The sequence below is a fragment of the Nonomuraea sp. GTA35 genome (assembly GCF_041950525.1).
Lineage (GTDB): Bacteria > Actinomycetota > Actinomycetes > Streptosporangiales > Streptosporangiaceae > Nonomuraea.
Genome location: NZ_JBGNUV010000003.1, coordinates 500,026 through 520,374, shown reverse-complemented (window position 1 = coordinate 520,374; position 20,349 = coordinate 500,026). Strand labels below are relative to the sequence as shown.

Here is a 20,349-nt window from a genome sequence, read left to right as displayed (position 1 = left end):
TTTCGCGTCGAAGGCCCGCCCAGATCATCAGGTGGGCCCCTGACAGGGTCAAGGCCCAAAAACGATCAGGGCGGGGCCCTCAGCCGCGGTGGTGGAAACGCCGGTGCACCAGACTGAACACCATCGCCCCCAGCCACACCACGAACAGCACCTTGAAGATCCCGAAGCCGCCCACGATCAGCCCGATCACCATGAGCGCGCCCAGGACGGGCAGGATGGGGTGCGGCCCGCGGCGGTGCCCGTGCCCGTGCTTCCTGGCCATCCAGGCGGCGCGGTGCATCTCCCGCTGCGCGTGGCGCATGGCCTGCATCTGCGCCCGGTGGGCGTGCGCGGCAGCGTGCCAGTCGCCCATCCCGTACGGCGAGGCGGGCTCACGGTAGGCCGGCTCCTGCCCCGGGAGGTCGGCCGTCACCTGCGCGAGGTCGCGGGCCGTCTTGGCGGCCAGCGTGCTGTCGAGGCGCTCGTCGAGCTCCTCGTGGGTCAGGCGGCCCTGCGCGAAGTGCTCGCGCAGGGCGGCCATCGTCTGCTCGCGCTCGGCGTCGCCGATACGGAGATCGTTGCGGTCCATCCCAGGCTCCTCGCTCTCCCCGAACCGGCGGCTGTCCGGTGCGACGCCGGCCATCGATCACTCCTCGCCCGGGTCGTCGCCGTCGGCCAGGATCTGGTACAGCTTGCGCCGGGTCTCAACCAGAGTCTTACGCGCTTCGCGGATTTGTGCGTCGTTTCCGGTCTGCAGGATCTGCATCATGGCGAATGCCGATTGGCGGGCGATGTGCCAGAGATCGGCGGTGTTGTCGTCGATGTCGGGCCGCATCTCGTCCCACGGGGCGCGCACCTCGTCGGCGTGCGCCTCGATGTAGGCGCGGCCTTCCTCGGTGAGCCGGAAGGTCTTGCGGCCCTCGTTCTCCTCGGAGATGACCAGGCCCTCGTCGGTGAGCTGCTGCAACGCCGGGTAGACGGCGCCCGGGCTGGGCTTCCAGCCGCCCTCGCTGCGCTCGGCGATCTCCTGGATGATCTGGTAGCCGTTGCGCGGCTCCTCGGAGAGCAGGGCCAGGATCGCGGCGCGCACGTCACCCCGCTTGGCCTTGCGGCCGCGGCCGCCCCAGCCGCGATGGCCGCCGCCCCACGGCCCGCCCGGGCCGAACGGGCCGCCGCGCCCGAAGTCGAACGGGAACGGGCCCGGCCCGCCCCTCCTGCCCCGATGTCGCTGGTCGTGCGGGCCGCCGCGATCACCACCGCGTCCCTCGCCGCGGACGCCGCGCCCGAACTGCTCGCCGACCTGGTCGAAGGCGTCGCTCATGGCGTGCAGCGTCTCGCGGAGCGCGCGCTTGTACTCGTGGGCGCCGGGCCAGGGCCCGCTCGCTGCGAAGTGGTGCGTCATGGGATTTCCTCCTATATCGCGATCTGTTCTCGATGCGTCAAAGATATATCGGTAGTGTTCTGCTCGCAAGCCTCGCCGAGGAGTGAGCCAGATCACGAAAAAGTTGCGGAATCCGGGAACAGGATCGGGGAGGACGTCGTTGTTCAGGGCAGACGAGGTCGTTCCGCGTCGGCAGGGCTGGGGGGTGCTGTCGCCGCGGAGACGACCTCGTCTGCGTTTGCGGGTGGTCCGGGGTCGCAGGTGTACGGCGGCGCGGCACGCCTCGGCGCGTAAAGAGCTTCTTTGCCGTACAGTCCCGATCATGATGGGGCACACTCACGCGATGACCGGGGCCATCGCCTGGCTGGGGCTGGCTCCGCCACTGGCGGCACTACCGCTGCTGAACGAATCCTCCCGTTTCATCGATACGGGGATCATGGCCACCGCGCTCACTCCCGCGGAGCTGATCGCCGGGGCGCTCATCTGCGCGGGCGCCGCGATGCTGCCCGACCTCGACCATCCGAGCGCGACGATCGCGCAGACGTTCGGGCCGCTGACGTGGGGGCTGAGCAAGTTCGTCTCCTGGATCAGCGGCGGGCACCGCGGGGCGACGCACTCGCTGGCGTTCGCGGTGGCGCTCGGGTTCGGGGCGCACTGGCTCGCCAACGCCTATCCCATCGGCCGCGACATCATGGTGGTGCTGCTCATCGGCCTGGCCCTGCGCGCCATCGGCGTGGGCATCCCGGGCAACAAGATCGGTTCCGTCATGGTCAACATCGGCATGACCGCGGGGCTGTACGCCGTGTTCATGTCGCTCGACGTGGGTTATGCCTGGCTGGGGCTGGCGGTGGGAGCCGGCTGCCTCATGCATGTCGTGGGCGACTGCATGACGGAGCGAGGGTGCCCGGTGCTGTGGCCGCTGGGGGCCAAGTTCGTGCTGCCGTGGAAGATCGGCATCAAGACGGGCAGGAAGTTCGAGCAGAAGATCCTGGCGCCGATCCTGTCGGTGGCGATCATCGGCCTGCTGTTCTGGCGGCTGGCGCCGGTTTAACTTGATGTCGAGATATTCTGGGGATATCTTGACGTCGAGACAACCTGCCGCGGGGCCAGGTGGTTAGGGTTACCTAACGTGCTGGCTGCTTCCGTAGTGCGGCAGGATTCTGTCTGAACACCTGTCTATGGAGGAGGCGAATCACCGTGTCCGCGAACAGCTTCGGCAGCCGTGACACGCTCCGCGTCGGCGACGCGTCGTACGAGATCTTCCGGCTGGATGCCGTCGAGGGCGCCGCACGTCTCCCGTACAGCCTGAAGATCCTGCTGGAGAACCTCCTCCGCACCGAGGACGGCGCCAACATCACCGCCGACCACATCCGTGCGCTGGGCAACTGGGACCCCAGCGCGGCCCCGAGCGTGGAGATCCAGTTCACGCCCGCCCGCGTCATCATGCAGGACTTCACCGGCGTGCCGTGCGTGGTCGACCTGGCCACCATGCGCGAGGCGGTGCGCGACCTCGGCGGCGACGCCTCGCGCATCAACCCGCTCGCCCCGGCCGAGATGGTCATCGACCACTCGGTCATCGTCGACTACTTCGGTCACCCCGACGCCTTCCAGCGCAACGTCGAGCGCGAGTACGAGCGCAACCACGAGCGTTACCAGTTCCTGCGCTGGGGCCAGACGGCCTTCGACGAGTTCAAGGTCGTCCCGCCCGGCACCGGCATCGTGCACCAGGTCAACATCGAGCACCTGGCCCGCGTGGTCATGATCCGCGACGGCAAGGCCTACCCCGACACCTGCGTCGGCACCGACTCCCACACCACGATGGAGAACGGCATCGGCGTGCTCGGCTGGGGCGTCGGCGGCATCGAGGCCGAGGCCGCGATGCTCGGCCAGCCGATCTCCATGCTCATCCCGCGCGTGGTCGGCTTCAAGCTCAGCGGCAAGCTGCCCGCCGGCGCCACCGCCACCGACCTGGTGCTGACCATCACCGAGATCCTGCGCAAGCACGGCGTGGTCGGCAAGTTCGTCGAGTTCTACGGCGAGGGCGTCTCGTCCGTGCCGCTGGCCGACCGGGCCACGATCGGCAACATGAGCCCCGAGTTCGGCTCCACCTGCGCGATCTTCCCGATCGACGGCCAGACCGTCGACTACCTGCGCCTGACCGGCCGCTCCGAGGAGCAGATCGCCCTCGTCGAGACCTACGCCAAGGCCCAGGGCCTGTGGCTCGACCCGTCCGCGCCCGAGCCCGAGTTCTCCGAGTACATCGAGCTCGACCTGTCCACCGTCGTCCCGTCGATCGCCGGCCCCAAGCGCCCGCAGGACCGCATCGTCCTGTCGCAGGCCAAGGCCACCTGGCGGCACGACGTGCAGAACTACGTGGCCGACGGCGTCGACGAGGCCGGCGAGGAGACCTTCCCGGCCTCCGACGCGCCCGCCTCCAACGCCAGCGCCGACGGCAGCCGGCCGCGCAAGCCGGTGCCCGTCACGCTGGCCGACGGCACCTCGTTCGAGATCGACCACGGCATCGTCTCGATCGCCGCGATCACCTCGTGCACCAACACCTCCAACCCGTTCGTCATGCTCGGCGCGGCCCTGCTGGCCCGCAACGCCGTCGAGAAGGGCCTGACCCGCAAGCCGTGGGTCAAGACCTCGCTGGCCCCGGGCTCCCAGGTCGTCACCGGTTACTTCGAGCGCTCCGGCCTCCAGCCGTACCTCGACAAGATCGGCTTCAACCTCGTCGGCTACGGCTGCACCACCTGCATCGGCAACTCGGGCCCGCTCCTGCCGGAGATCTCCGAGGCCATCCAGGCCAACGACCTGGCCGTCACCGCCGTGCTGTCCGGCAACCGCAACTTCGAGGGCCGGATCAACCCCGACGTCAAGATGAACTACCTGGCCTCGCCGCCGCTCGTGGTGGCCTACGCGCTGGCCGGCACCATGGACCTCGACCTCGACACCGAGCCGCTCGGCCTCGGCAACGACGGCGAGCCGGTCTACCTGCGCGACATCTGGCCGGCGCCGGAGGAGATCGCCGCGGTGGTCAACTCCTCGATCGGCCGCGACATGTTCGAGCGCGACTACGCCGACGTGTTCAAGGGCGACGACCACTGGCGCTCGCTGCCGATCCCGACCGGCGACACGTTCGAGTGGGACCCCGACTCCACCTACGTGCGCAAGGCCCCCTACTTCGACGGCATGCCGGAGCAGCCGGAGCCCGTCACCGACATCAAGGGCGCCCGCGTGCTGGTCAAGGTCGGCGACTCGGTCACCACCGACCACATCTCGCCGGCCGGCTCCATCAAGGCCGGCACCCCCGCCGCCCAGTACCTGCAGGCCAACGGCGTCGAGGTCAAGGACTTCAACTCCTACGGCTCGCGGCGCGGCAACCACGAGGTGATGATCCGCGGCACGTTCGCCAACATCCGCCTGCGCAACCAGATCGCGCCGGGCACCGAGGGCGGCTACACCCGCGACTTCACCCAGCCCGAGGGCCCCGTGTCGTTCATCTACGACGCCTCGGTCAACTACGCCGCGGCCGGCACGCCGCTGGTGGTGCTGGCCGGCAAGGAGTACGGCTCCGGCTCCTCGCGCGACTGGGCGGCCAAGGGCACGGCGCTGCTGGGCGTGCGCGCGGTCATCGCCGAGTCGTACGAGCGCATCCACCGCTCCAACCTGATCGGCATGGGCGTGCTGCCGCTGCAGTTCCCCGAGGGCGGCTCGGCCGAGGCGCTGGGGCTGACCGGCGAGGAGACGTTCGACATCACCGGCGTCGAGGAGCTCAACAAGGGCACCGGCATCCCGCGGACCGTGCACGTGAAGGCCGGCGACGTCGAGTTCGACGCGGTCGTCCGCATCGACACGCCGGGCGAGGCCGACTACTACCGGCACGGCGGCATCATGCAGTACGTGCTGCGCTCGCTGCTGGCCAAGTGAGGTAGGTCTTCCCGCGTCCCCGCCCGGTCATGAGCCGGGCGGGAACGCGGGGGTTGGGGCGCGATCCTCACGCGCCCCGCATCGGGGGAACCACCCGACACCCAGAGAGCCGCCCCGCGGGACACCCCCCGCGAGGCGGCTCTTGCCTTGTCGAAAGGGACTACCCGGCGAACAGCCGCGCGACGAGCTCACCACGGCTGGAGATGGCCGCCTTGCCGAAGACCGCCTTCAGGTGGCCCCTGACGGTGTGCGGGGAGATGAACAGCGCCGCGGCGATCTCCGAGGTGGCCAGGCCCTGCGCCACGAGCTGGGCGATCTCGAACTCGCGCGGCGTCAGGCCGTACGACTGGGCGACGATGAGGGCCAGGTCGGCGGGGGCCGCGGGCTCGATGACGAGCACCACAGGGCCCGGCCGCCCACCCGAGCCGCTCAGGCACGAGGCGCGGCAGGTCAGCCACCGCCCGTCGCGGGTCCGCAGGCGGATGCGGGCGTTGCCGCGGTCGCGGCCCAGGGCGATGGCCCGCGCCTGGAGCGCCGTGCCGACCAGCCAGATGGGCAGCCGGACGCCGAGCGCCGACGGCGTGGACGGCCCGTCCGGCAGCGACGCGAGATGAGCCCGCGCCTCCTCGTTGATCGACGTGGCCTCGCCGTTCTCGTCGAACAGCAGCAGCCCCGGCGCGGAGTTGCCGCCCACGCCATCGGGCGCCGAGTCGCCGCCCCCGCCGCCTCCGCCCCCGCCGCCTCCGCTCCCGCCGCCTCCGCTCCCGCCGTTCGGGCCGCCCCGGCCGCGCCCGCCGCTCCCGCCGTTCGGGCCGTCCCCGCCGTTCTGGCCGCTCCGGCCGCGCCCGCCGTCCGGGTCGTGCGGGCCGGCGAAGCGGCGCAGGCGGTCGGCGAGCGGCCCGGACAGCTCGGCGAGCAGCGCGACGTCGTCCTGCCCGAACGCCGGAGCGCCGCGCATGCGGAACAGGCTCACCGAGCCCCACGGACGGCCCCCGGTCCGCAGCACGGCCCGGAGCTCGTCGTCGATGCCCTGGCCGCCGAGCAGGCTGCGGAAGCGGGCGCTGCGGGCGGGCAGGCCGCCGGTGGCCGCGCGCAGCGCCGCCGCGGGCACGGCGGCGCGGGCCAGGTCGCGGAACGGCAGCACGTTCTCCTCCAGCAGCTCGCTCTCCCAGTAGGCGCCGCACCCCTCGCCCGAGCCGAGGTTCTCCACCAGCATGGGCGCGGTCACCAGACCCGTCTCCGGGTCGGTCGCCGACCACACGGCGGCGTCGAACGGCATCAGCCGCCGCAGCCGGGCCGAGGCGCGGCTGAAGCACTCCAGCGCGTCGGCCGCCCGCTCGGCCGCTGTCAGGACCTCGGCGTGACGGTGCGGGCGGGTCATCGAGCCTCCTCCTGCCGGGCGCGTCCTTCTCCGAGGGCGGCCTTGCCTCTCCTCCGGGGCCTGCCGGTCTCGCGGCCCCGCCTCTTCTTCCGGGGCCAGCCTGCCTGGACATCCCTCCTGCGCCAACCCCCCGTTTGAGGGGGTCATTCCCCGGGCGATCGGCCGCGGGCGGGGGATGGGGCGCGGCCACGCCGTCCGCGAGGCTCGGAGCGGTCGTTCGGACAAATACGCAGACGAAGGAGAACGCCGTGCATATCGCGATCATCGGGGCCGGTGCCGCCGCGGTCGGCCTGCTGGACGCGCTGGCCGTCGGCGAGGCGGAGGGGGCGGAGGTCACCGTGTTCGAGCCGGGCACGAACCCGTGGCGGGGCCGGCCGTACGGGCCTGACCTGGACAGCGTGCTGGTCAACGCGCCGCCCGCCATCATGTCCATCCGCGGCTCCGACTCCGGGCACTACGCCGCCTGGCTGGGCCCCGAGCGTGCCGCCGCCCACCTGGACGAGCTGCTGGGACAGCCGCTGCTGCCGCGCGCCCGCTACGGCGAGTACCTGACCGAGACCGCCGAGGCGGCCCTGGCGCGGCTGCGGGCACGGGGCTGGCGGACCCGCGTCGTGGCCTCCCGCGTAACCGCGGTGGGCCGTGCCGGCGGCGGGGCGCGGCTGGAGGTGCGTACCGCGGACGGGCACGAGCACCTGGCCGACCAGGTCGTGGTGTGCGTGGGCGTGGGGACGCCGCAGGACCACTACGGGCTGGGCGGCGCTCCCGGGTTCGTCGCCGACCCGTACCCGCTGGCGGACACGCTCGACGGGGTGCCGGGCGAGGCCGGTGTCGCGGTGATCGGCAGCGGGCTGACGGCCGTCGACGTGGTCGTGTCGCTCGCCGCACGCGGTCATACCGGGCGGATCGCCCTCGTCTCGCGCAGCGGCATGCTGCCCGCCGTCTGGCAGCGCCCCCTCGGTCACCAGCGGCGGCACCTGACCGTCGAGCGGGTGGAGGCGCTGCTGCGCGAGCGTGGCGCCGTCACCATCGACGACCTGGCCGGGCTGCTGCGGGCCGAGCTGGAGGAGGCGGGCGAGGACTTCGCGGGCTTCACGGAGGAGCTGCTGTCGGCGGGCTCCGAGCCGCCCGTCGAGCGGCTGCGGCGGCAGCTGGCCGCCGTCGGCGATCCCGGGATCGCGCGGCGGGTGCTGCAGGAGGCCGCGCACATCGTCGGCCCGTTCGCGTGGCGGCTGCTGCCCGAGGCCGACCGCGAGCGGCTGCGCGGGCACGCCCGCCTGGCCACCGGCGTGGCCTCGCCGATGGTGCCAGTGAACGCCGCCGCCCTGCTGCGCCTGTTCGAGTCGGGGCAGCTCTCCGTCGTCGCCGGCGTACGCAAGATCGAGGCGGTGCAAGGCGGGTTCCGGGTGCGGGCCGACAGCGGTGACCTGGGCGTGGACGTCGCGGTCAACGCCGTGAACGCGCCGCCCCAGGCCGTGCCCGGCGCGGCGGAACCGCTGGTCACCGCCCTCCTCGCGGAAGGGCTGGCGGCGCTGCACCCGGCGGGCGGGCTGGTCCCCGCCGACCCGCGCCTGCACGTGCTGGGGGACCTGGCCGGGGGCGGGTCGTTCATCACCTCCAGCATCCCCGGCCTCGCCGCCCGGGCCGCCCGCCTCGCCGGCGCGCTGACCGGCTGAGGCGGCGCGCGCCTGGAGGTGTTCGAACGCTCCGGCCACCCGGCACCGAGGGCGAGCGCTTCTTCGCCCTGCCGCGCTCCTTCATCGCCGGCGTGACGCCTCAGGACACCTTGGCCGCGGGCGCCGACCAGGTGTCGCAGGCGGCGGGCGAGAGGGTGGTGGTGCCGCGCCTGAACCAGTAGGCCCGGCCGGCGCCCTTGCCGTGGCTGCGCCGGTCGCCGTCGTCGCCGCTGGCGCGTACCGTCTCGTACAGGGCCGACCAGTCCTCGCCCGTACGGGCGAGTGACGCGCGCACGCTGCCCATGAACACCCCGGCCAGGCAGTCGGCCTGCAGCTCGAACCGGCGTCGCAACTCGCCGCGGGTGTCCGGCTCGGCCCGGTGGCGGGCCTCGTAGGAGCGGCGGACGCCGGTGAGGGTCTGCAGGTGGTGGGCGTACTCGTGGGCGGCGACCTTGAACGGGTAGAGGTCGGTGCGCCCCTCGATCCAGCGGCCGGTCAGCGGGAACACCAGGGTCTTGGCGGGGTGGCAGTAGAAGGCGTCCACGTCCGCGATCGGCACCCCGCACACCGTGCCCTCCTCGGCGTGGCGCACGGCCGGCCGCTCGAAGCGCAGCCCGGTGCGCGCGACATACGCCGACCACGACTTGTCCAGACATTTCACGACCGTGTCGAGGTACTCGCGGGTACGCGGGATCCCGCCGGAGCTGAGCGGCCTCTCGGGGCAGGCGGTGACGGCCAGCTTGCCGGCCTTCTTGGGGAACGGGGCAGTGGCGGCGTGGGCGCTCTGGGGGGACAGGAGCGCGATGACGAGGAGTGCGGACAGGAGGGGTGAGGATGCCACGGTCAGCAGCGTAGAGCCATGGAGCGCTGATGGGACCATCGAATGGCGATGGTTGACTCTCATGCATGACAAATGCGGCATTGATGCTGATTGTGGGCAGCCTGGCGGTTTTCGTGGGAGCCATCGTCCAAGGCGGCGTCGGATTCGGGCTGGGCCTGGTCGCCGCACCCGTGCTCACCATGCTGGCCCCCGACCTCATGCCGGGCGCGATCCAGGTGGTCAACCTGACGCTCCCGCTGTTCACCCTGGCCGGGGAATGGCGGCGGGTGGACTGGCGCGGCCTCGGTTTCGCGCTCATCGGCAGGCTGCCCGGCAGCGCCATCGCCGCAGTCATCATTGTCTACGTTTCCGTCTACACCAGGGGCATCTTCGTCGCCGTCATGGTGCTGATCGCCGTGGCGCTGACGGCCAGGGCGCTCAGCGTGCCGCGCAACGGGTACACGATCACCTCGGCCGGGTTCGTCTCCGGCATCACCGGCACCGCCACCGGCATCGGCGGGCCGCCCATCGCGCTCGTCTACCAGAACGCCAAGGGGCCCCAGATCAGGGCCACGCTCGCGATGTTCTTCTTCCTGAGCGCGGCCCAGTCGCTGGTCATCCTCCAGATCGTGGGGGAGCTGCCCGGCCAGGCGCTGCTGGCCGGGGGTGTGCTCGTCGTCCCCATGGTGCTCGGGTTCCTGGTGTCGGGCCCGCTGCGGCGCTACCTCGACGGGGGCAGGGTGCGGGTGGCGGTGCTGACGGTGGCGGCGCTGTCGGCCGTGGGGCTGATTGCGCAGAACGTGATCGCCGCCATGTGAGGCCCGGCGCGCCGCACCGCGCCGGGCCTCGGCGGATCAGCTCACCGGCGTGTTCATGTCGGTCTGGATCTGCGCCGCGGTGAGGGCTCGGCTGTAGACGCGCACCTCGTCGATCTGGCCGCTGAAGACCTGGTTCAGCAGGCCGTTGCCGCCGATCCTGAGCGCGCCGCCGTCCGTGCGGATCGGGCCCGTCACGGGCTGCTGCGCCACCTGCGTGCCGTTGACGTAGAGCCGCAGGAGCGAGCCGTCGTACGTGGCCGCCAGGTGGGACCACGTGTTGACCGGGAGCGCTGCCGTGCCGGGCAGGTCGGCGGCGGCGGTGGTGTGGACGCGGGCATGGGGCCGCTGGTCGGGCGCGCCGGCCGACAAGGCGTACGCCAGGCCGCCCGAGTGCCGCTTCATGACCACGGTGCGCCAGCCGCTGACGCTCGACGGGCGCACCCATGCCTCCAGCGTCATGCCGGTGGTCAGCCGCAGGCCGGCGGAGTCCGGCACGTTGACCTGGCTCAGCAGGCCGTTGAAGGACAGCGCCCGGCCGTACCTGCCGCTGGAGGTGCGGCTCGTGCCGCTGGCCGTGCCGGTGTTGCCGTTGCCGGAGGAGTCGACGACCGAGCTGCCCGAGGCCTCGTTCATGCCGTACGCGGCCACCAGCCCGCCCGCGGGCGGCACCAGCGTGTAGGCGGCCGTGTACGTGCTCGCCGTCGCGGGCGCCACCACCTGGTGCGTGGCGGCCCCGCCGTCGGACCACGACGCGAACGCGTAGCTCTGCCCGCCCGCGGCCTGCGGCGACGGCGCCGAGACCGAGTTGCCGGAGCCGACGATGACGGTACGGGTGAACGGCGTGGCCACCTGCTCGCTGTTGAAGCCCAGCCGCAGCCCGGACGGCGCGGAGGTGAACGTCAGCTCCACGGTCCTGGGCTGCAGCAGCACGCTCTCGGTGTCGGTCAGCCCGTGGGAGTCGGTGACGGTCAGGCGCAGCTCCAGGTGCGAGGGGTACTCGTGGTCGGGTGCCTGGAACGAGCCGCTCGCGCCGGTGTACGTGGTGATCTCGTGCTCGTGGCAGGTGCTGGGGCAGTGGTGCATGATGAGCGCCCAGCGCATGCTCGAGCCGGGGACCGTGCCGTCCTGCGCGTCGCTCCCGCCCCCGGAGAACGCGATCGACTGGCCGACCGCCCACGTGGTGGCCGCCGTGGGCGCGGTGATGGTGGCCGCGGGCGCGGTGTTGGCCACGTTGATCGTCACGGTGGTGTCGCCCTGGCCGCCGCGGTCGTCGCTGACCCGCAGCCGCACCACCGGGGAGCCGGGCTGGGTGTAGGTGAAGGACGGGGTGGCCGAGGTGGAGTCGTCGAGCTCGCCGTCGCCGTCCAGGTCCCAGGCGTACGTGAGGGGGTCGCCGTCGGCGTCGCCGGAGCGGGTGGCGGAGAAGTTCACCGTGAGCGGGGCGGCGCCGGAGGCGGGCGTGGCGTCGATGACGGCGGCGGGCGGGGTGTTGTCGTAGATGTAGCGGACGATCGTGCCGTTGGCGTAGTCGACGGCGAACAGGTCGCCGCCGGGGCCGGTCTCCAGCTCCACCGCGGGGATGCCGGAGTCGAAGGAGGCCACCGTGGCGGGGTCGGGCAGGCCGTTCGCGCCCGCGGTCATCACCCAGACGCACGAGCGGCTGTAGTCGGAGAAGAACAGCGCGCCGTCGTAGGCGGCCGGGTAGTCGCCGCCCTCGTAGAAGGCCACGCCGCTGGAGGACGAGCCGCCGGTCGGGCAGGGGTCGTTCGGGGCGGGCCTGGAGTTGTGGTTCCAGGCGAAGTACGGGGTGGCGTGCGCGGCGGCGCCGGCCGTGTAGAGGCTCTCGCACAGGGTCAGGTTGAGGTTGTCGTAGCCCGCCTGGCGGCCGGCGCCCTCGTAGCAGGGCCAGCCGAAGTTGGCCACGGCCGTCGTGGGCGAGGCGACCCGGTTGATCTCCTCGAACGTGCTCCAGCCGACCTCGCCGGACCAGATCTCGCCGGTGCCGGGGCGGTTGGTGATGCGGAACGGGTTGCGCAGGCCGTGGGCGACGATCCTGGCGACGTTGGGGTCGGTGCTGCTCGCGTTGGGGTTGCCCGCCGCGGCAGCCCCCGTGTCCGGATCTATCCGGATGACGGTGCCGGCCAGTCCGGCCGGGTCGGCGCCGGTGCGCACGTCCTGCGAGCGCAGCGCGCCACCCTCGGCGGCGGGCGGGGTCAGCGCGGTGCCGACAGGGGACGGCGGGTCGCCGCACGGGTTGTCCGGGGTGATGTCGGAGGCGGGCAGGTTGTCCTGGCCGTAGTCGGCGAAGTTGAAGCTCGCGCCGTCGCCGCCGGAGGCGTACAGCGTGCCGTCGGGGCCGAACTGCAGGTCGCCCACGGAGTGGCTGGGGTGCTGCTGGCACCAGTCGGTGATCAACGGCGTCTCGGCCCCGGCGGGGGAGATCACCGACAGGCGGCCGGTGACCAGGCAGCCGTCGGCGGTGGCGCCGGGCGGGGTCGGGCAGGGGTCGTCCGTGCCGCCCGGGGTGCCCCAGCGGGGCGCGGTGCCGCCGGGGACGGCGTCGTAGGCGTACAGGACGTACATGCGGGGATCGGACGGGAAGTCCGGGTGCAGTGCGAGGCCGAGCAGGCCGCGGTCCCAGAAGTTGTGCACCTGGGTGCGCAGGTCGGCGTAGGTGGCCGGCGTGGTGTCGGTGAGCGAGTCGAAGACCTTGATCAGGCCGCTCTTCTCGGCCACGAACACCCGCCCGTCGGGGGAGAACTCGATGTTGGACGGGTGGTTCAGGCCGCTGAAGACCGTCTGTTTCTGGAACTGCGCGGGTAAGGCCGCCGCAGGTGGAACGTTCCCGGCGATCAGGGCGGCGGAGACGAGCAGGATGGTGCCCAGGGCGCTGCAAAGGCGCTTCACGAAACCCCCAGATGGGTGAACGACAGCGTCCCCGCACGCCGAATGGCCTTGATCGATGTATCGCAGATGCCGGGGGGGTTTGTCACGAGTCGTGTCCACATGTGGACGTCACGGATGTGTGACCGGCCACGCGGGGCGGGCGGCTCGACGAGGACGGCGCCGATGGCGGACCGTCCCGGTCGACCGCGCCCGCCAGGCCTTGCTCTCCCACCTCGGCTCCCATGCGTCGAAAAGGTTGAGGTGGCGTTTCTGGATTGTTACCAGAAACAACAAACTAGCCGCCTTCACCCCCTTCCAATGTGGTCCGTCCCGGAATACGTTGCCGCAAACAACATTCATCCGGGCCCCTCCGGAAGAAAGGACCCTGCACCATGCGCAAGGGGATCCTCAGCCTGACCGCCGCGGCAGCCGCGCTCGCCCTCGGTCTCACCGCCTGCGGGGGCGACGGCGGTCAGACCACGACGTCGACCTCGACCGCCCCGGCCACGGACGCGGCCAAGGCCGGCAAGATCGGCGTCATCCTGCCGGACAGCAAGTCCTCCGCCCGGTGGGAGACGGCGGACCGCAAGTACCTGGAAGAGGCGTTCAAGGCCGCCGGCGTCCAGTACGACATCCAGAACGCCCAGAACGACAAGACGGCGTTCCAGACCATCGCCGACCAGATGATCACCAACGGTGCGACCGTGCTGATGATCGTGAACCTGGACAGCGGCACCGGCAAGACGGTCATCGACAAGGCCAAGTCCCAGGGCGTGGCCACGATCGACTACGACCGGCTGACGCTCGGCGGCGGCGCCGCCTACTACGTCAGCTTCGACAACACCAAGGTGGGCACGCTCCAGGGCGAGGGCCTGAGCAAGTGCCTGACCGACAAGAAGGCCGACAAGCCGATCGTGGCCTACCTGAACGGCTCGCCGACGGACAACAACGCGACGCTGTTCAAGGCCGGGTACGACGGCGTGCTCAAGCCCAAGTTCGACGCCGGCGAGTACGTCAAGGGCCCCGAGCAGTCGGTGCCCGACTGGGACAACACCCAGGCCGGAACGCTCTTCGAGCAGATGCTGACCGAGCAGCCGAAGATCGCCGGAGTACTGGCGGCCAACGACGGCCTCGGCAACGCCGCCATCACCGTGCTGAAGAAGAACAACCTCAACGGCAAGGTGCCCGTCACCGGCCAGGACGCCACCGTCCAGGGCCTGCAGAACATCCTCGCGGGTGACCAGTGCATGACCGTCTACAAGGCGGTCAAGAAGGAGGCCGACGCGGCGGCCAAGCTCGCCGTCGCGCTGGCCAAGGGTGAGAAGCCCACGGCGAGCAGCAGCGTCAAGGACCCCGAGTCGGGTCAGGACGTGCCCGCCGAGCTGATGGAGCCGCAGGCCATCTACCTCGACAACGTCAAGGACGTGGTGGCCGACGGTTACGTCACCAAGGAGGAACTGTGCACGGGCGACTTCGCCGCCAAGTGCACCGAGGCAGGAATTCAATAACGCCGAGGGGTACGGCCCGCGCCACGAGCGGGGGCCGTGCCCTCGTTTTAAGGGAGCCCCATGACCCCCCTCCTTGAAGTGCGTGGGATCGACAAGAGCTTCGGCCCGGTGAAGGTCCTGCACAACGTCGAGCTCTCCGCGTACGCCGGCGAGGTCACCGCGCTCGTCGGGGACAACGGCGCAGGCAAGTCCACCCTGGTCAAGTGCATCGGCGGCATCTACCCGATCGACTCGGGCCAGCTGCTCTTCGACGGCAAGCAGGTCCACGTGCACAGCCCCCGCGACGCGGGCGAGCTGGGCATCGAGATCGTCTACCAGGACCTCGCCCTGTGCGACAACCTCGACATCGTCCAGAACATGTTCCTCGGCAGGGAGCGCAAGAACGGCGTCTTCCTCGACGAGGACAGCATGGAGGAGCTGGCGGAGAAGACCCTCAGCGGCCTGTCCGTCCGCACGGTGAAGTCCATCAGGCAGCAGGTCTCCAGCCTGTCCGGCGGGCAGCGGCAGACCGTGGCCATCGCCAAGGCCGTGCTGTGGAACAGCAAGGTCGTCATCCTCGACGAGCCCACCGCGGCGCTGGGCGTGGCCCAGACCGCGCAGGTACTGGAGCTGGTGCGCAGGCTCGCCGACACCGGCCTGGCCGTGGTGCTCATCTCGCACAACATGAACGACGTGTTCGCCGTCTCCGACCGGATCGCGGCGCTCTACCTCGGCAGGATGGCCGCCCAGGTCAAGACCGCCGACGTGACGCACGCGCAGGTCGTCGAACTGATCACTTCCGGCCGCAGCGGCGAACTGGGCCTCAAGAACGGGGTCACCCCATGAACAAGGTCAAGGAACTGCCCGGCGAGGCCATCGTCGCCGCGGCGCAGGCACCCTCGATCAAGAACAGTTTCCTCGCCTACGTCCAGCGGGTGCGCGGCGGCGACATGGGCGCGCTGCCCGCCGTGCTCGGCCTGGTCGTGCTCTGCGTCGTCTTCGCCGTGGCACGGCCCTCCTTCGTCACCGCGATCAACTTCGCCAACCTGTTCACGCAGGGCGCCGCCGTCACGCTCATCGCGATGGGCCTGGTGTTCGTGCTGCTGCTCGGCGAGATCGACCTGTCGGCCGGCTTCGCCAGCGGCGTCTGCGCGGCCGTCCTCGCCGTCACGCTGACCAGCGCGGGCCTGCCCTGGTACGTGTGCATGGCGGCCGCCATCCTCACCGGCGTGATCATCGGCACCGTGCTCGGCACGCTGGTCGCCAAGGTCGGCATCCCGTCGTTCGTGGTCACGCTGGCGGCCTTCCTCGCCTTCCAGGGCCTGGTGCTGGTGCTGGTGGACGAGGGCACGAACATCTCCATCCGCGACAGCGTGGTCGTCGCCATCGCCAACAGGAACCTGCCGCCGTGGCTCGGCTGGGCGCTCTACCTGCTCTGCGTGGCGATCTTCGCCGCCGTGCAGCTCAGGAGGGCCAGGAACCGCACCAAGCGCGGCCTGGTCGCCGACCCGCTCTCGCTGATCGCCTTCCGCGTCGGCATGCTGGCGCTGTTCGCCGGCCTCGCGGTCGCCGCGCTCAACCTGGAGCGCAGCCGCAACCCCGCGCTGGTCTCGCTCACCGGCGTGCCGATCGTGGTCCCGGTCATCCTGGTGCTGCTCGTCGCGTGGACGCTGGTGCTGCGCCGTACCGGGTTCGGCCGTCACCTGTACGCCGTCGGCGGCAACACCGAGGCGGCCAGGCGGGCCGGCATCCCGGTGGACCGGATCAAGATCAGCGCGTTCGTGATCTGCTCCTCGATGGCCGCCATCGGCGGCATCGTGGCCGCGTCGCGGGCCAGCTCCGTCGACCCGAACACGGGCGGCAGCTCCGTCCTGCTGTACGCGGTCGGCGCGGCGGTCATCGGCGGCACCAGCCTCTTCGGCGGCAAGGGCAGGGTGCTCGACGCCGTGCTCGGCGGCGCCGTGGTGGCCGTGATCGAGAACGGCATGGGTCTGATGGGGTACGGGGCGAGCGTGAAGTACCTGGTCACGGGTTCCGTCCTGCTGCTCGCCGCGGGTGTCGACGCCCTGGCGCGCAAGCGGGCGGCTGCCGCTGGTCTAAGGTGATCAGCGACTCACAGCCCCTGAAGGAATCCCAGACGATGCGTGCCGGCCCCTCCCAAGAGGACATCAGGCGCCACAACCTCGGCGCGCTGCTTCGCCATGTCCACCTGGGCGGGCCGATCTCGCGCGCCGAGCTGACCTCGAAGATGGGGCTCAACCGCAGCACGATCATGGCCCTGACGTCGGATCTCACCGCCGCGGGCCTGGTACGCGAGGAGCTGCCGCGCGAGACGGGCCGCGCGGGCCGGCCCTCGCTCGTGGTGCGCCCGGAGTCGGCGCGCGTCTACGTCTTCGCCTTCGACGTGGGCCCCGACCGGCTGGCGGTCGCCCGCGTCGGGCTGGGCGGGGTGATACTCGACCGCCGCGAGACCGTACGCGACCGCGGCCGGTTCGAGGTGGACGCGCTGACCGGCACGCTGGCCGGCTTCGCCCGGCAGATGCGGCGCAAGACCAGGGACGACACGGTCTGCGTCGGCGCGGCGGCGGCCGTGTCCGGAGGCGTGCGCAAGGCCGACGGCGTGGTCACGTTCGGGCCGAACCTGAAGGCCGAGGAGGTGCCGTTCGGCGAGGAGCTGGGCCGCCGGCTCGGCCTCGGCCTGCCCGTCAGCGTGGGCAACGACGCCAACCTGGCCGCCCTGGCCGAGCACAGCCGCGGCGTCGGCATCGGCGTACGCGACCTCATCTACCTGCACGGTGACGTGGGCATCGGCGGCGGCATCATCGCCGCGGGCCACCTGCTCGGCGGCCACGACGGCTACGGCGGCGAGGTCGGCCACATGGTCGTCAACCCGGGCGGGCGGGCCTGCGGCTGCGGCTCGCACGGCTGCCTGGAGGCGGAGGTGGGGGAGCGGGCCCTGCTGGAGTCGGCGGGCCGGGTCTCGGCCGGCCACCAGGGCCGCGACGCGGTGCGCGCCGTCGTGGACGCGGCCGACCGCGGCGACATCGTGGCCCAGGAGGCGCTCAGCCGCGTCGGCGACTGGCTGGGCCTCGGCGTGGCGAACCTGGTCAACATCTTCAACCCCGAGATGGTGATCTTCGGGGGGATGCTCCGGGAGATCTACCTGGGCTCGGCCGCCCAGGTCCGCTCGCAGCTCGCGCTGCACGCCATGGCGCCCCAGCGGGAGCGCGTACGGCTGCGCACCTCGGCGCTCGGGGACGCCGCCACCCTGGTGGGCGCCGCCGAGCTGGCCTTCGCCCACGTGCTGTCCGACCCCCTGGAAGTCCTGGCCCGCGCCAACGCCTGACCTCGTCTCAGGCGACCTTGCCCTGGTTCGCCGTCCACGTGTTGCAGAAGCCCGTGGCCCCGCCCCGGTACCCCCGGTCCTGCCAGAGCGCCAGGTTGCGCGGCTTGCCGTGGATGTCGCTCTCGTCGGCGTTGCGCACCGCCGACAGCCAGTCCTGCCATGAGATCCCCGGCCTGATCGACTTCAGCGTCGCGCTGTAGAACACCCCGGCGAAGCACTCGGCCTGCATCTCCAGCCGGTGGCTCAGCAGCTTGCGCGCCCCTTCCGAGGCCGGCTCGTACAGCGCGGCCTGCGCGGCCAGCACCCCGATGAGCTGCTGCACGTGATGACCCCACTCGTGCGCCACCGAGTGCGCGATGTTCATCCTGAACGGGTCCCGCAGGTCCTGCTTCATGATCCGGATGACGATCGTCCGGTGGTCGGGGCAGTACTGCGCCCCGCTGCTGGTGATCGCCCCGCACACCGAGTCGCCACCGGTGGTGATCGTCACCTCGGGCGAACTGTACGGCAGCCCCGCGGCGGCGAACCTGCCCGCCCAGAACGTGTCGGCGCAGGCGGCCATCGCCTGGTGGAAGGATCTGAGCGAGGCCACGCTCCCCACGCGGATCGCCGGCACCGCGCACGTGTGCGGCACGACCTCGCCGCCCATCGCGCCCATCAGCCCGGCCTGGCCGACCCGTCCCGCGGCTGCGGCCGGCGCGGGAAAGGCAAGACCCGCGACCATGCACACGGCGAGCGCCGTGAGGGGAATGCGCACGATCGCGGATCTTAGAGGTTCTTGTGCGGTTTTGCCTTAGTACACCCTGCGGCTGGGCGCGGTGAAGGTGTTGCAGGCGCTCGCCGACTGGGCCTTGAAGCCCCGCTCCAGCCAGTACTTGTTGCTGGCCTGCGAGGCGTGGGTCTCGTCGCCGCTGTTGCGCACGCCGAGGGCGGCGACAGGGTTGTGGCTGCCCTTGAGCAGGATGCTCCAGTCGGTGTCGGGGCGGCCGAGCGAGTTCCACACCCGGCCGACGAACGCCGCGCTCAGGCACTGGGCCTGCAGTTCGGAGCGGCGCAGGGCCTCCAGGGCGCGCGACTCCTTGTCCTTGCGCAGGATCACGTCGGTGGCCTTGATGATGCCGGTGAGGTGCTGCACGTGGTGACCGTACTCGTGCGCCAGCACCTGCATGAGCTGCAGGTCGGTGGGCTCCTCGACGACGTTCGAGCTCAGCAGGAAGGAGATCGACCTGGCCTGCGGGCAGTAGACCGCCTGCGCGCCCGCGGGGAAGCGGCCGCACGAGGGGATCTTCACGCCCGGCTTGGTGACCACGTGGAGCCTGGCCTTGCTGAAGCGGTAACCGGCCTTCTGCACGATGGGGCTCCAGGCCTTGTCCAGGCACTCCATCACGGTCTCGAAGTAGAGCTTGGCCTCTTCGACCGTCCCGTTCTGGACCTGCGGCTCCTCGCACGCCGTCACGCCCAGCTTGCCCGTCTTGTAGAGGGCGTTCTTGGTCAGGACCGGCTTGTACGACGGGGCCGAAGAGGCGGCCGCGTGGGCCGTGCCGGCGAACAGCACGCCGGCCATTGCGCCCGCCATGAGCGCCAATCGAGGGATACGCATGAGAACGCACCCTATTAAAGAGGGAGTTCCAGGTAAAGCGAGACTAAAGAGCCATCAGGTGACATTTCGCGGATTTGCGGCCCAGGTGTTGCACGCCCCAGGAGTGCCGCGATTGAAGCCGCGGGTCATCCAGGCCGCCTGCGTCGGGCCCTTGCCGTGGTCGTTCTGCGGCCAGCCCTTGGCGCCGTTCTTCCTGAACCAGTTCACCGTGTACGCCCAGTCATCCTCGGTGACCAGCGGCCTGCCCTTCATCGTGCTCATGAAGACCGCGGAGAAGCACTCCGCCTGCAACTCCGAATTGCGCGACAACTGCAGCCGCTTGGCCTTGCCGGCGGAGCTCCGCGCGGCCCAGTAGTAACTCCACACGCCGGAGACCTGCTGGACGTGATGGCCGTACTCGTGGGCGACCAGCCGGGTGATCCCCAGCGGGAACGGGTTGCGCAGCTGCGCCTTGCTGATCATCAGGTACATCGTGCGGTCGGTGGAGCAGTAGACCCCGTCCGCGCCGGCGTTCCAGGCCCCGCAGGGCGTCCTGACCTTGCCGGTGATGATGCGCAGCCGCGGCTTGGTGAAGGGCAGGTCCGCCTTGCGGAACTGGGCCGCCCACGCCTCGTTCAGGCAGGCCGTCACGCGGGTCAGGAATCGCCGGTATGCCACCATGCTGCCTGCGGGCAGGTCGCCGGGCGAGCAGTCCACGTCGGCGAGCCGCCCGGTCTTGTACAGGGGGTTGGCCACGGCCAGCGCCCTGAGGGCGAGGAGCGTCCCCGGCTTCTCGTTGGAGACCTTCGCGGGCGGCGAGGCGAGCTGCTGCGCCTCGTTGGCGGGGCCCGTCGAGGTCGTGGCCACGTCCGCCAGCACCATCACCAGGGCGGCCGCCGCGAGGGCGAGCGCCAGTACGGCGGCCACGAGGGTCAGGAGTCTGCTTATGGGGACGGAGTTCATAGGTACCGAAAGACTAGGTCAAGATCGGACATAAGTGGGTGGATTTGACTCGATGGAGTCAGTGGGGCCTTCGCGAACTAGACTCGGGGGGATCGGCGCAAAAGAG

At 71.2% G+C, this 20,349-nt stretch carries 16 protein-coding genes; 8 read left to right on the top strand and 8 right to left on the bottom strand.

The window, feature by feature from the left end; all coding sequences use genetic code 11:
- Positions 1-79: 79 nt before the first annotated feature.
- Both ACBJ32_RS15590 and ACBJ32_RS15585 read right to left on the bottom strand, forming a co-directional pair.
- A complete protein-coding gene (locus ACBJ32_RS15590) occupies positions 80-568 on the bottom strand; it encodes a DUF1707 domain-containing protein (RefSeq protein ID WP_375127305.1) in 489 nt (162 codons plus the stop codon).
- A gap of 57 nt (positions 569-625) precedes the next feature.
- Positions 626-1,381, bottom strand: a complete 756-nt coding sequence (locus ACBJ32_RS15585; protein WP_357868521.1) for a PadR family transcriptional regulator — start codon at positions 1,379-1,381, stop codon at positions 626-628.
- Positions 1,382-1,682: 301 nt separating this feature from the next.
- Here ACBJ32_RS15585 and ACBJ32_RS15580 point away from each other — a divergent pair, with 301 nt between their 5' ends.
- The gene (locus ACBJ32_RS15580; protein WP_375127304.1) at positions 1,683-2,411 is read left to right on the top strand and encodes a metal-dependent hydrolase; all 729 of its coding nucleotides are present in this window, start codon (positions 1,683-1,685) and stop codon (positions 2,409-2,411) included.
- A 146-nt stretch (positions 2,412-2,557) separates the two neighbouring features.
- Positions 2,558-5,290: an aconitate hydratase AcnA gene (gene acnA, locus ACBJ32_RS15575; RefSeq protein WP_375127303.1), complete on the top strand. Its 2,733-nt coding sequence runs from the start codon at positions 2,558-2,560 to the stop codon at positions 5,288-5,290.
- 160 nt (positions 5,291-5,450) lie between these two features.
- Here the strand turns inward: acnA and ACBJ32_RS15570 are convergent, their stop codons facing one another.
- Complete coding sequence (locus ACBJ32_RS15570; protein WP_375127302.1) at positions 5,451-6,671, bottom strand: LuxR C-terminal-related transcriptional regulator; 1,221 nt, start codon at positions 6,669-6,671, stop codon at positions 5,451-5,453.
- A gap of 248 nt (positions 6,672-6,919) precedes the next feature.
- Here ACBJ32_RS15570 and ACBJ32_RS15565 point away from each other — a divergent pair, with 248 nt between their 5' ends.
- Positions 6,920-8,344 (top strand): FAD/NAD(P)-binding protein, encoded by a 1,425-nt coding sequence (locus ACBJ32_RS15565; RefSeq protein ID WP_375127301.1) that lies wholly within the window; start codon positions 6,920-6,922, stop codon positions 8,342-8,344.
- A 100-nt stretch (positions 8,345-8,444) separates the two neighbouring features.
- Here the strand turns inward: ACBJ32_RS15565 and ACBJ32_RS15560 are convergent, their stop codons facing one another.
- Complete coding sequence (locus tag ACBJ32_RS15560) at positions 8,445-9,185, bottom strand: neutral zinc metallopeptidase (RefSeq protein WP_375127300.1); 741 nt, start codon at positions 9,183-9,185, stop codon at positions 8,445-8,447.
- Positions 9,186-9,298: 113 nt separating this feature from the next.
- Between ACBJ32_RS15560 and ACBJ32_RS15555 the strand changes: the two genes are divergently transcribed.
- Positions 9,299-9,982, top strand: a complete 684-nt coding sequence (locus ACBJ32_RS15555) for a sulfite exporter TauE/SafE family protein (protein ID WP_375127299.1) — start codon at positions 9,299-9,301, stop codon at positions 9,980-9,982.
- 36 nt (positions 9,983-10,018) lie between these two features.
- On the opposite strand, the gene ACBJ32_RS15550 is transcribed toward ACBJ32_RS15555, so the two are convergent.
- Positions 10,019-12,889 (bottom strand): LamG-like jellyroll fold domain-containing protein, encoded by a 2,871-nt coding sequence (locus tag ACBJ32_RS15550; protein WP_375127298.1) that lies wholly within the window; start codon positions 12,887-12,889, stop codon positions 10,019-10,021.
- 371 nt (positions 12,890-13,260) lie between these two features.
- On the opposite strand from ACBJ32_RS15550, the gene ACBJ32_RS15545 reads away from it, so the two are divergent.
- The 4 genes from ACBJ32_RS15545 to ACBJ32_RS15530 are packed head-to-tail and all read left to right on the top strand — an operon-like array spanning position 13,261 to position 17,701.
- The gene (locus ACBJ32_RS15545) at positions 13,261-14,376 is read left to right on the top strand and encodes a sugar ABC transporter substrate-binding protein (RefSeq protein WP_375127297.1); all 1,116 of its coding nucleotides are present in this window, start codon (positions 13,261-13,263) and stop codon (positions 14,374-14,376) included.
- 60 nt (positions 14,377-14,436) lie between these two features.
- Positions 14,437-15,201: an ATP-binding cassette domain-containing protein gene (locus tag ACBJ32_RS15540; protein ID WP_375127296.1), complete on the top strand. Its 765-nt coding sequence runs from the start codon at positions 14,437-14,439 to the stop codon at positions 15,199-15,201.
- The gene (locus tag ACBJ32_RS15535; protein ID WP_375127295.1) at positions 15,198-16,460 is read left to right on the top strand and encodes a sugar ABC transporter permease; all 1,263 of its coding nucleotides are present in this window, start codon (positions 15,198-15,200) and stop codon (positions 16,458-16,460) included. The genes ACBJ32_RS15540 and ACBJ32_RS15535 overlap by 4 nt, the downstream gene beginning before the upstream one ends.
- Positions 16,461-16,495: 35 nt before the next feature.
- Entirely contained in the window at positions 16,496-17,701 is a 1,206-nt protein-coding gene (locus tag ACBJ32_RS15530) for an ROK family transcriptional regulator (RefSeq protein WP_357868550.1), read from the top strand.
- Between the two features lie 7 nt (positions 17,702-17,708).
- Here ACBJ32_RS15530 and ACBJ32_RS15525 read toward each other — a convergent pair whose 3' ends face one another.
- From ACBJ32_RS15525 to ACBJ32_RS15515, 3 genes are read right to left on the bottom strand one after another with little or no spacing between them, the layout of a single operon-like run.
- Complete coding sequence (locus ACBJ32_RS15525; RefSeq protein ID WP_375127294.1) at positions 17,709-18,458, bottom strand: neutral zinc metallopeptidase; 750 nt, start codon at positions 18,456-18,458, stop codon at positions 17,709-17,711.
- Positions 18,459-18,494: 36 nt separating this feature from the next.
- Entirely contained in the window at positions 18,495-19,301 is an 807-nt protein-coding gene (locus ACBJ32_RS15520; RefSeq protein ID WP_357868555.1) for a neutral zinc metallopeptidase, read from the bottom strand.
- Positions 19,302-19,355: 54 nt separating this feature from the next.
- Positions 19,356-20,207 carry a neutral zinc metallopeptidase gene (locus ACBJ32_RS15515; RefSeq protein WP_375127293.1) on the bottom strand — a complete coding sequence of 284 codons (852 nt, stop codon included), beginning with the start codon at positions 20,205-20,207 and terminating at the stop codon, positions 19,356-19,358.
- Between the last annotated feature and the right edge of the window lie 142 nt (positions 20,208-20,349).